The 12,964-nt window shown below is 42.0% G+C and carries 6 protein-coding genes; all 6 read right to left on the minus strand.

Going from position 1 to position 12,964, the window contains the following annotated elements; genetic code table 11:
• Positions 1-254 (minus strand): hypothetical protein (locus ABZB17_RS13540; RefSeq protein ID WP_372650876.1); only part of this gene is annotated, 254 nt, incomplete at its 3' end.
• A gap of 20 nt (positions 255-274) precedes the next feature.
• A complete protein-coding gene (locus ABZB17_RS13545) occupies positions 275-2,284 on the minus strand; it encodes a DUF4157 domain-containing protein (protein WP_372650877.1) in 2,010 nt (669 codons plus the stop codon).
• Between the two features lie 4 nt (positions 2,285-2,288).
• Positions 2,289-3,800 carry a contractile injection system tape measure protein gene (locus ABZB17_RS13550; protein WP_372650878.1) on the minus strand — a complete coding sequence of 504 codons (1,512 nt, stop codon included), beginning with the start codon at positions 3,798-3,800 and terminating at the stop codon, positions 2,289-2,291.
• 2 nt (positions 3,801-3,802) lie between these two features.
• Positions 3,803-8,068, minus strand: coding sequence for a PKD domain-containing protein (locus ABZB17_RS13555; protein ID WP_372650879.1), 4,266 nt, complete (start codon positions 8,066-8,068; stop codon positions 3,803-3,805).
• Between the two features lie 11 nt (positions 8,069-8,079).
• Positions 8,080-10,839, minus strand: coding sequence for a hypothetical protein (locus ABZB17_RS13560; protein ID WP_372650880.1), 2,760 nt, complete (start codon positions 10,837-10,839; stop codon positions 8,080-8,082).
• The coding region (locus ABZB17_RS13565) for a hypothetical protein (protein ID WP_372650881.1) at positions 10,827-12,964 on the minus strand (2,138 nt) is incomplete at its 5' end. The genes ABZB17_RS13560 and ABZB17_RS13565, both read right to left, overlap by 13 nt.

Here is a 12,964-nt window from a genome sequence, read left to right on the forward strand (position 1 = left end):
AAATCGCCACCATTTGGCAGGTATTCAGCTATGATATTATTGAAAAATTCGGGCGAAAGGTGCGGAACCAATGCTGTAAAAAGAACAATTGTTTCTGCTACACTTAATTCATTTTCATGAATAAAATGTTTTATAGAATTGTTAGCATGACCGACAGGGACAAACTCAGGAATGACAGACTTATTTCCTTTTAATTCATCATCAAACCGAAGTCGTACAATTTTGTCCAGATAGTCTAAAACAGCTTTTATCATTATTGTAGCACAATTAACTGTTATGGTTTAAATGTTAGCCTACCGAAAGCTTTCCGCAATTGCGCCGGAGAAACCAATCCCGGATGCAGAATTGACCACGGATTTGAAGTTTGTGCACCGGCAGCCGACAATGATGTGATAGAATAAATATGAGCCGGTGCCAGTAATAGTCCCTGCCCCAGGCAGACTGTCGACAAAGTTCCACTTATAATTGCTCCCGGCGTGGCCGATGCATTAATAATTGCCTGTATCCAATTCGCATGGTCTGCCTTGGCGGTGAAAGCAGGTCGTCCGTTAAGTGGGCCAAATGGATCCAAAATAACAAAATCGGAAATGTAATTTGCAATTTCACGCCAGGGAATCCACGCAGTCACTACTCCATCGTTTCCGATAAGACGAATTCCACGTCTTCTATCAGCAGAATCAACAACAAAACTTCTGTTATAAATCGTATTCAGCGTGTTATATGTCCACGATGTCACAATGGTATCATTGTCTGTTGCATTATTCAAAATGGTTAAAACATTAGCAAGTTGGGCCAGGCTGTAAGAAGTCAAATTGAAAACCTGGAATGGCGTTTCGCCGGTTAATGCCATTATTGGCAATGCTGAGAAACCGCCCTCAATACGATTAAAACCACCGGCCACCGCAGCATAGGCACGTTCAATAGCCCATGGCCAAACTATTCTTTTCGTCCAATTCACATTAAAAGAATCTCCTGCCTGAATTTGTGAAGCGTAACTGCTGTTCTGCATAAGCTCGCGTGCCTGAGCCTGTGTCATTGTACCAGCTTTTTCCCTTAATTGAACTCCATTTGGATTATGATTCCGCCCCAGCGAAACACGTATTCTTGAGTTTGGATCAACGAGTGCCTTGTTTCCAATAATTTTTATTCGATAAAACTCGACATTAAAACCATTTCCCGATTCACTAACAGCGTTAACGAGTTGTGTACGCCCTCCTCCTCTGGATGCCATACTCTGCAAGGTAGCCAGCAAATAACAATCTCCAATTGCATTTTGTATCACATCGCCCAGGGCTGGCTGAGGATCAAACAATTCATGTGTGGTTAAATCGATAGTCCATTGCCGTGGGCCGCTGGCTGCCGGTCCGGCAATTTGCTCCGAATCATTTAATGTTTGTCCGCCTGTAAGCCCGCGGTCATTTACATCTATTATCGTTTGCCCACCTTCTTCATGTGTCGAGCGATTACTCAGCCGCTGAAACGACCTTACCTGTCGTCCCACATCGCGCCCCCCCTGATCGGTGCCGGGCTGATGTCCGGGATAAACATAGGCATCCCAGAATTCACCGAGCCAATCACTTCCGCTTTCAACAGCAAACTGAATAGGTCTGGAGCTCGCGTTGGCACTTCCCGGAATAGTTGATAGGATTGATTCAGCACTTTTTCCCTGAACTACTTTATTGGCTACTGCATCGGCATGTTGTTCATACGAATCACCGGGCCTGCCAATACCCGATTTTAAGCTCACCCCTTTCCGTTGCTGAACTACGTGCGCCGCTTCGTGTGCTGCCGTGTGAAGACTAGGCGCCCCACGAAATGCAACTTTGTTTCCTGCAGCGTAAGCCAGAGAACCCATTTTTCGGTTTGCATTCCCGGCATTAGAGTCTCGGTAAGATTGTATGCCTGATATATCATGCTTTCCAAAGGACGATTGAATTTGATGGAAAAATGGATAAGTCACGGGACTTCCCATAAATCCTGAACGCGCAGTTTGTTGTATCTGATGGCCGGGTTTTGCACTTTGCATCTTTGGTTGAACCATCTCTTCCTCTTCTTCCTCCGATGATTGCGTCTGAACTGCTTCCTCCTCTTCTTCCTGAAATTGTAGATTTCCTTTTCGTTGTGTTTGAACAGGTTCTTCCTCTTCTTCCGGCTGCATTTGAACCGACATTTTACTGTTCAAATCAGACGAAGCAAAAAACGAATCAGCTTTTGTGTTCGAAAAAAATGGAGTCCGGTTCTCGCTACTCTTTGCAGCATCTTGTTTTATTACACTAGTCTTCATACGCTTACCATTCTACAAATATTAATTCCTTCTTCCACGGCAGTTTTATAATGGAAATGTTCCATTGTAATTTCTCTAATAGAATATCCTGAGTTTTTCGTTCAATGATCAGCTTAAAATTCCGGTCTTTTTGAATGAGCTTGCCACTTCGTTTTACAAACATTTCGCGTAAACCATCAGGTGAAGTATTTTTTAAGGCCGGCCAGTTTTTAATGAGTTCGCGAAGCAGGTTATCAGCCTCCTTTTTTATGCTTTCATTGAGCAAACTGGTTGCCGGAACTGTTTTTTGCAGGGGCACATCACACAGAAATTTTTCCAGCACCAGATCGCCTTCAAAAAACTGTTCATTTCCTGTGGCACAATAATGAAGCGCCTGTATAGCTTTAAACCAATCTTCAAACTTTATGTTTCCTTCCTCATCAAGCCAGTTAAATTGCTGAAAAAACAATTTCAAAAAGGGGTGAAAAAGAACCTGCCCTGCATTTTGAACGATAATATCGCCGGCCTCTTGCTCAAAAAACAGCGGTTCTTTTTCCTCATTATAGCTATCCCTATGCGAAATAATGGTTGGGCTATCTTCAATGTTTCCCCTTTTCTGATTTGTTACTACCTTTTTAAAGGGTTGATTCTGTTCGTGCTCTTTTAACAGAACCAAAACCTTATCGCAATCTTGTTGCGAAAGCACTAAACTTGTGTGTAGAGAAATATTTTTAAGCTGATGAATTTGTTCGTCCATTGATTTTTCGGGGTAATTCTCTGTTAAGTAAGCTGCGTAAAAATGCAGCAGATCAGGTTCCCAACTCATTTCAGGCTGTTGTAAACCGATCTTCAGTAAAACGGATATAAACTGATTTCTGAGCGGATAATTCAGGCTTTCAACAAAAGTGTTCCTTTCGCGATTATCAAACAGATCAAATTCTTCAAGTAAGTCTGTAAACTGTAATACATTTCGAACCGGTAGTTGCAACACAAACCTATTAAAAGCTTTCTCATCCAATTTCAGTAGCTGTTTTACTTCGGTGAGAAAACGCTCCTTTTGAATACTTTTCATCCATTCATCTTCCGACAGAATCTGATCGATATCCGATTTATGCCCATACCAAGGTAAATGCCCGTTCTTCAGAAAGAATAGAAATATACTTTTTTGATTCTGCTCACCAGATATTTTTCTGACCTGATGGAACTCCGAAATGCCTTTTGACCGATTGTTATCACCATTTACCGGATAACGTTTTTCGATGGCTGCAATTGACATTTTTTGCCGAAGCTGGTTTTCGATTTCTTTACGCAAGGCATCGGGATTATCCCAGTTATCCAGCGAAATAGCCAAATCGATCCGTTCAAAACGTGAGATGCTGTCATCCACATCCATATCATTAAAAAGTTGTTCAAGATCCGGAAAAACCTGGTCGTTCAGAAACGAACTGATATGGTCTTTTAACCAGTAAGCCTCAGTCTCGTTTATCGCATCGATATCGAGAAAAACCTTATCAATGATATGTCGGTCGGCATTCAAAATCAAATAAATTTATTCGCAATAATGATTTTCATGTGTTCGCCCAGCAATATGAGATCAGCTACTTTTTTAGCGTACACATCAACAAATTTTTTCATCGTATCGCTGAAAATAATTCGCATTCCCTGCAACTTTTTCAACATCCCCAGGATTTGGTTTAAAATACTGTCAATGAGATCAGCAAATTTTTTGATCACTTCGTTGTCCTGACACCCAAGAATATTGTAGAAGAGTCGCAATTGTAATTCGAGCAAGGTCAACGCCTGTTTCTGCAATTCCGGATTATTTGCCAGCTCCATTACCATTCCTGAGGTATCATTCAATAGTTTCGGGAACATGACCTCCAGTTCGCCGTTTGCTTCGCCTTTCAAGAACTCGTCAATACGATCGAGAATCCCCTTGTTGAAATCACTGGAACCGCCATAAATACTCCGAGTTTGTTTAAGTATATTTGCCAGAATTCCATCCGGATCGGGTTTAAAGGTTGCCAAAATTCTCGCATCGCCCAGTATTGCAGCTTTTGTTTCTTCAACACAGGCATTTACCGGTGTTTCCTCTATGTATTTTGTTATTATTGATGTGCTCATCCGATCTACCGGGCACACATCTGCACCTCTTGCAATTAGCGTAATCTTCCATTCCGAAGGATCATCCGGTTTAATATTGATCGTTAATGAATCGAGATTTGTTGTCGTCTGCGGTGACCCATTTATGTTCCATTCAAACGTTGAAGCGTTTTTAGATTCGTTACTAATGACCAGCAGATTTTGATTTCCAAGCTGTTTAGGCGTACAAGCTGCTACCGGAGCTGCGTGTACAATAACCGATAGTCCTGAATCTTCACCGTTTAACAAGAAGGTAATCGTTCCGGGTTTTGCTGCCGCCGGAACAAAACTAGATCCTCCGGCATTATTCGTAATCACTCCATCACCTGATATTTCTACTTTAGCTCCTTCCGGTGTCACCTTAAATGGATATTCCGTTTTATCGTTGCCGCAGAATGCATCAGGATCCAGACTGATCTCGGGTTTTATTTCAGCAAAAACAATATCGTGTTCAACAGTTGTCTTGCATATGCCGTTGGCTGCTGTAGCCGTTAATCGCACCGTAACTTTGTTCTCATCGTTAACAGGTAATTTATAGGTGTGTGAAGGATTCTGAGCGGTAGAAGTCGTGCCATCCCCAAATTCCCAGAAAAAGCCCGTACCTTCCAGATCACCGGCAGGTATAAAACGATGAGTAGCCTCGGTAGTTGGTTCGGCAGGTACATCAAAATCAACCTGAATTCCCCGGTAAACCGTTAGGACGGCATCTGTTACCTGGTTGTCAACCGTAAAATGAATGACTTGACCGAACATCTCCTCAGGAAAATTATCGGCTACAATAGAAATTTTGCCGTTCTCAATACTCACTCCTGAAACCTCAGGGTTCATTCCAATTTCTCCATCGCTTGGCGAAACTTCATAAAGGATCGGATCGGTATCCGTTAACAGGCAATATGTATTGCGGGAAAGCCGCAATGTTGCCGGCGGTTTTGAAATAATGTAATTGATCGGTGCACAATCAGAGCAACACATGTAAGGCAACGCAAAATCGGCTACTACTGTGTTATCAGCAATTTGTTCAGTTGGAATCAACCGGTCGAGCACATTAATTTCTCTTAAACGTGAAGTATAGTCTTCATATTTTATCAGTTCCGTGGCACTTTTCAACACGGTTGACCGCTCTGTTAATGACAAACTCTCCAGGTTCATAATCTTATCCGAGATCATCGCTTTCGATGCCATATATTCCTCAGTCGCAATCGATGGTCTGGACAATTTAGTGTCAGAAAGTACTTTAGTAACATCACGTGTTGTTTTACTGTTTTTGTAAACCAAAACCAGCGTTCCGCCCGGCTCAACACCGGCTTTATGCTCCAACCCCGGATGCTGTTCAATAAATTTCGAAAGCTGCAAACGCAGCAGTATCTGTTCCTTTCGTGCATTTACTTCATCCAGCAATACTTCCAGTTTTTTACCCGAACAACACACCGTAGATAACTGGTTAATCAACAAGCCTGTAAACGATTGCAAACCAACTGAAAGTTTCGTACTTCGATATTTCGCCTTTAATTTTTTCACCAGGCTGCACAACTGCGTTAACGACAGTTTATAATCGTTTACCCGGCTAACATCAACCAGATTAACTGCTACGGGCATTCGTTGAGTAAGCACGTAGGTGTGTGCCATCAATTCCACCGATTTATCCACCACAAATTCTTTTAATTCGGGTTCTGCATTCCATTCTTCGGTGTCAACCTTCACCTCGAGTTTTTTGCTGGCACTGGCAATAATATCGTTTACCGATCCCCCTTTGGTCTCCTCTATCGCCTTAATCATTTCCACGCCAATGGTATCTTCAACGGTGGTAATATTATCTTCCACAGCCCTTCCTTTTACCTCTTCCTCGTACAATGCTTTTGTTGCCGTTCCAACACTTGCTTTGTAGTAAACAGGTTGGTACGCCACTGCAGCAGTATAGTTTACATCGAAATTGGTATTGATAGCAGTTGCCTTTTTCAGATCGAGTTCATTTTCGCGAATATTGGCACCTGGTATTTTGGTACTAAAAGAAGAAAAGAAACTTGCCACTTCGGCAAGAATACAATCCTGCTCTTTTGTCCAGGCTTTTAGCATCACTTTCAAATCCTCGAATTCGCATTCGTAATCGTCAATATCCAGGTCATCCGATTTAAGGTTTACAGAAAGTGCTTTTACATCGAATGAAAGACCGTACTTTTTTTTCTGATCATCGAGCTCCTCCAATACATCGCGGTAATCTTTTCCCTGGTGGCCTTCAATACGGTAAAAATCGAAGGTATCCATGTTGAAGTTCAGCGGATCCTGAACCTGCGGCGCCGATGCCAGATTTTCAGTCCGGTATCCAAGGTTGTAATTATGTTTAAATAATTTTGTTTTCGAATAATCCCAGGCCTTTAAAAAGTTGGCATCGAGCCTGTAATAAAACGGAATGCTGCGTTTACTTAGTTCAGGCAATTTATTCGAAGGTGTAATCCTTATCTCGCCCCTTTTGATGTTAAAATTATTAATCAATTCAAATAATCGCAGCAAAAGGCTTTTAGCTTTTTCAATTTCTTTGCAGTCGCAGCCGGAAGCAGGCGAAGGGTAAAAATCGTGACGAAGATCTTTGGGTTCGCTATTGATTTCCGACAACAATCCCAGCATCAGGTGTTTTGGAAAAGCAGTAATATCGGGCAAACAAAGTTGTTTAAGCTGAAGCAGCAAATCTTTTAATTCGTTGTAGGTATCCACCAGATCTTTTAGCAGATCGTAACGGTATTGAATATCGGAAGGCACTCCATACGGACTAAAAGAATAATAACTGTTTAGTTTTGAAAGCACGGAACTCAGCGAAGTTTTGGAAATACTGACCTGCAGCAATTTACCAAAGTTTTTTACGATCAAACTGATGCCTTGTCCGAGTTGTGTAACCGTATTGGTTTTACTGAGGGTGCTGCCTTTAATCGCATCGTAGTACGCGCGTTTCAATTCTTCGTATTTCGAGGTATTGATTTGATTTAACACCACACGTTTTACCGCCGGTTCAGGCAGGTTGAAATACTGCTCAAAGCGGTCGTGGTTGGTATAAATTACATCGTTGGAAGCAATAAATTCGGCATCGGTTTTCGAAACCAGTAATACCCGAAGGCGATTGATCTGGGCAACTCCCTGGTTGTCGCAATCAATGGCCGTACACAGGTCGCCATAATCGGCAAATGATTCCAGGTAAAGCAGAACAACCATATTATTCAAATCCGGCAAGTCACTCAGTGGCGTTACATCTTCAACAAGTGTATCTTCAGGGTAAAGTTCGTACAGATCAATTACCTTGAAAACCATTTCTTCACCACCTGAAAGTTTTCGAAAACGTTCGTACGAAGCGGCATCATCCTTAAATTTCTTATACATGGAATACGTCAGCGAACCGGTTGCCAGTTTTTTTAGCGGCGACGACTCTTGAGTTTTTTGCAATTGCAGCAAATCGCCATCGGTAGTTACACCAACTCCTTGCGAAATAGTAATTTTCGTTCCGCTTTTGCTGACCTTGAATCCGCAAACAAGTCCAACTCCGTTCAGGAAAACACGCGTCAAACGGTCCTGATCGTCGAAGTATGTAATAAACTCATTCAACTGGTTTTCAGTCAATACCTGGTTTTCGACAAAAGTATGATACTTGGTTGTGATTTCTGTTAATTTCGATGCCATCACTTCTGTAATTAAAGGTTTCCAATATTTGTTCGGCCCAGAATAATCCGGCCTTCCAACGAATCTTCTTCATCATCGCAATCGATCAACCGGCCTGCCGGGTAAATCGAATTCAGTTGTTCGAGCGATTCTATTAGCTTTTTCAGTTTTGTTTTCACTTGTTTCTGCCCTGATTTTGTTTTCGAGAGCAGAAAATCTTTGTATGCTTTTTCAAACTGAACCATGTCGTTCTTATCGTCATCCACCCAACCTTTTGGTTCACCAATCCAGCAAACACGCGCCAGAACATGAGCAGGTAACTCCCGGCGTATCAGGTCTTCCATAAAGTTTCTGAAATCCATATTTCCAAAGCGATACGTCCAGCCGGGGAGTATCACTGTTACGCGGTACGAATACGGATCGATGGGTTCGCAGCTTTCGCAGTTATCGGTACATACCGACATAAACTGGTCTTTTAAACCCTCTTCAGCAGTTACATCCGGGCGCAGCAGAATGTGCTCAACAATGTACATCCCTTCTTCTTTAAAATCGTTGCGCAGGAAATGGATCAAACCCAGAATCGCCTGTTTCAGTTCTTCCTGTGTATCGTAATAAAGAAATTGCCGGGCAATAATACGGTCGGTGCTGCCGGGATCAGCATTCAGGTTTATTACATCAAACGAATATTTCCCGCTCACTGCTTTTTGTATTTCAAAATTGCCAACTTCAGCCTCGTCATTAATCGTTTTCTCAAAGCCTTTATTAATGATCTCAGGGTCAGTTTCCACCACTTTCACTATTGACTGGTACATTTCTTCGCGGGCAGCTCGCGGCGTTTTGTAGTTTACGGTTGCCGAAAGTACGGCCTCGCCTTCATCATTTCGTATCCGCCAACGATAAACTGTTTTTTCATCGGCATCTTCCAATTCGTAAATCTCTGCAAAAGAAGCCGACAGATCGCGCCGGCTAAAATCCTGAACACCGCACAGCCGGGCTATTCGTTTTTGAGCGCCGGCCACATTTATTGTATTCCAGAGTTGAGCAGGTTTCTGATCGAAATAATTGAATGCACTGCCGCGCCAGTTACTTATGCCTTTATTTTTAACTTCTTTTACACCGTTTTGCATCTTTACGATCTCGCCATATTCCGAAAGAAATTGTTGTTTGGCGTCAATCACCGCTTGTCCGGCATAATTTCCGTATAGTTGTTTCATTAAAAATGAATACTGACTAAAGTTTTCGGCAAAGCGCGCCAGTAAATGATCGAGCAATTGATTTTTGCGGACAATATTATCATCCAAATCCGCCAATAGTTGTTTGGTCAGTATTTCATCATTTGTTTTTGGGTAGCCCTCTACCAAATCGGCAAAACCGTTAATGTCTTTCACCGCCTGTGTAAAATATGTACTGCTCAAACTGTTGTCTACCGAAAGCACTTCTTTTACCTTATCCAAATGAGCAAAGTAGGTGGCAAATATCTGATCGAAAAACAAAAGGTAAGCTTTTAACTGCTTCGCCTGCGCTTTGCGTGTTACCGATGCTCTTGAATTCAGTCCCACCTGACCGATTCCATAAGTCTCCGGAAAATCGTTCTGAATGGTTGTGGTTTCACCGGTTCCCAAATACTCGCCTTCAGGCACCGGAATATCCTTATCCAAAGCAGAAAGTTCTTGTCGGTCGGCTTCATCGGCCTCCATTTCTGCAATGTATTCTTTTACTTTTTTGCTGTTCACGTTTACCGGCAATACGCCTTTATAGTAACTGAAAGCACTCAGGTGGCAGCGAACAGGTTTCTTCCCCTCATCCACACAAACCAGCCAAACATCCTTTTCTTCCTCCGGGTAATCGCAATCGTTTATCGAGATGTCCTTGATGAGTTTTACCCCATCAATTTTCATGATCAGCTGAATAAGATCGGACAGACGAATTTCTTTTCGCAGGCGGGCATTCTCCAACTCTTCCGGATCGATAAAACCATGCTCAAGAACGGGTCCTTCAAAAATCTGGTCGCTTGAATACCCTTTATCGAATAGTTGTTGTAACGAATAAAACCAGAGCTTTGGTGAAAAATACACATCAATGGCGCGCAAAACCTTCGCATGAACTTTTTCTTCATCAACTTCCGGATCGAGTTCTATGCTGGCACACACCTGTATGGGTTGCGTTTCCACCTTTTCTACTTTCACCAAATCTTCGCAAAGGTTACGATTGGCATGGTAAGTTTCTATGATGCATTTATTTATCGCTTCAATTTTATCGTCCTTATCTTCTGCCTTTTGAAGCACGCGTTCGTCGTAATCCACCACGATCTTGTACAGTCCGTTAATTATAAACTGTTTCTTTTCCTGTTTATCCAGTTGCTCAAAATCTTTCGGATCGTAGCTCAACAAATCATTCTTACAATCTACATGAACCGTCTTTTCATATTTTTTCAGCCAGCAGTTTTTTACGCCGTCAATATCGATGAATAACTTTCGATAGTCGGCTTCGGTCACTGGTTTTGAAGGTAAAATCTGCAGGGCATCAAAAAACTGATCGTTAAGCGAGCCCGAGCCTGAAGGAGTTAAAATATTTTCGAGGGGCATGGAAATGCGTGCCCCAAGATCGGTAATAGCATAACTCAGCATTTCCAGAATGGTAATACCGGGATCGTGCTCGTTGTAATCGGTCCAGATGTTACCGGCGAGCTTTTCGATGTATTCCTGTCCTTTTTTACGCAGGAAAGCATAATCCAGGTCGTCGCCCGTAGCTACTTTTTTAGGAATTGTAATATGTTCGTTTAACTCTGACATGATTCTGCGGGTTCAATGTTTTTGTTTGAACAATTATTTTCAGCGTCGCCAATATCGTGTCGTTTTGATGACACCAAAATGGCTTCGGGGCTGTTTGGACGTGCGATTTTTACTTCTGTTTCCTTGCCTGTTGCAGCATTGGTTTGAAACAATTTTAAATCGCTGACAAAGTCCACGTATTTCAGTTTCTCGACATAATCAATAACAATGCTTTTGTGCAAAGAGAGGCCAAATTGAATAAGTGCTTTGCTGTCGAAAGCCCAGGGTGAAAGAAGGCGTGTGAGATCTTCTTTTAGCACTGTTTTATAATAAACCTCGTCAAATCCCTCATGAAATTGTACTTTCAAATCAACTCGTACTTCCTCGTATTCCGGATTGATCACATTTGCAGAGATCAATGGTGAGTTAAGTTTTTTGATCAGATTTTGAATACGATTTAGTGTTGCCTTGCTAACTCTGGGCTTGTATATATCAAAAACATTTCTGTTCACAATATCTGGAATGACCACTAATACCACATTTCCGGGTGCCAGGTAGCTTGTTTTTCTTTTACCTTTCTCTACTTTCGTTGAGGTGTGATTCAGGCACTTCACTTTATGTATTTCAGGAAATTCTTGCAGCACCAAATGCTCGTAATCCCAAAGTGTAATGGCGCGGTTTTTATGCCGTAAGCGTTCACTTACCCGACGATAAAAAGCTGAATCACTTTCCGTTGGTTGGCCTCCAAATGAATTGTAAGGTTGCGAAAGCGACTTAATTTTTGGCGGCCTCACTACCATTTTTGAAATGGTATCGGAAGTCAAACCATCAGACAAATGATCCAGCGTGTTATCGTTGTTTTCAAATTTGGCTTCAACTGCCAGCGCATGAATGCCTATAACTTTTGAAACCGCATTGTATTTTTTGTGAATCCTCGCTCTCAACCACATCATTCCGCCAGGAAGCAAAGTGTTGTCGCTGGTGGCTTCTTTTGGAATTTTGAACTTAAAAATGCCCGATTTTAAGAGATTATCGGTGTTATTGGCAATGATTGATGAACGCTCGAGCCGTTTCCATTCGTTGTTGCACAACATCCACCACTCCACTTTTTGTTTGCCCACAAACGATTCTGCTTCCGGGTTTTCGCTGCCTTCCAGCACCTGGATCAGCAGTGATACATTTTGCTGCGCCTTAGCATTTTCAAGCCCAACATATAATTCTCCGCCATTACAATAGGTTGGCACCGCATGTTGAATCTTAGCTTCGGCTTCGGATAAAATCTTATTGGCCATTTTTTGCTCAATATCTTCCAAAGCCTGTCCAAATGGATGTTCGTGATAGAGCTTAAAATCTTTAAACTTGTATGCGCCCAGTTCCGGTTTAAGTTGCGCTGAAGCAAAGTAGTCCAGCGTTAGTTTTTCTATAAACGGCGTGTAGGGTTCGTTGGGGATCAGTACATTTTTATCTTCATTGCTCATCGCAGCTGCGTACAAACGCGGGTACATTTCATGCAAAAACGTACGGTTTAGCGACAAACGTACCGGACCCGATTTTTCTGACGTCGGAACAGGATTTGAAACTCCAAAATCCAGAGTATAGAAAATTTCATCCTCACGCGTATGTTTGGCAAATAGTGCCAGATTTTTCAAACCTCCAACCGTCTCCCAATCTTCGTGTTTACAGATTTCAACTTTTGCATTAAAATCATTCAAATCATCAATAATGCGATCGTCAAATTTATACTTCTCAATTTCTATTTCAGGTTTAGCTCTACCGGGCAGTTCTCTCTTCCTCGCTTCTACTCTTGGCAGATCTCCCAAACTCAATTTGTATTCTTTGCTAAATATCAAATCGGAATAATCCAATACACTTAATTGTGTAAGAAATGGCTTTCGGTATGCGGCGTACCAACTCAAAAAGTCATCCGGCGTATTTTTCCATTCAATATTAATGTTCAGTTTGTTCCATTTCTTTTTGAACAACTCGGCATAATCCACATAGAACTTTGATTTTTTTACGGGCTGTGTACCAAATGGATAAAAAGGTTTTACTGAGTTTATTGCACCAATATCGTTGTAAAGATTCAGGCTCTCAACTCCAACCGCCGCCACATCTATCGAGAGTTCATTAAGTTTTTTATCCACCA

Origin of the sequence: Draconibacterium sp., from assembly GCF_041583095.1 — a bacterium.
Lineage (GTDB): Bacteria > Bacteroidota > Bacteroidia > Bacteroidales > Prolixibacteraceae > Draconibacterium.

What these genes read in the sequence shown, in the direction of transcription:
- ABZB17_RS13545 (WP_372650877.1), bottom strand. Translation starts at nt 2,284, where the DNA reads ATGAAGACTAGTGTAATAAAACAAGATGCTGCAAAGAGTAGCGAGAAC.
- ABZB17_RS13560 (WP_372650880.1), bottom strand. Translation starts at nt 10,839, where the DNA reads ATGTCAGAGTTAAACGAACATATTACAATTCCTAAAAAAGTAGCTACG.
- ABZB17_RS13555 (WP_372650879.1), bottom strand. Translation starts at nt 8,068, where the DNA reads ATGGCATCGAAATTAACAGAAATCACAACCAAGTATCATACTTTTGTC.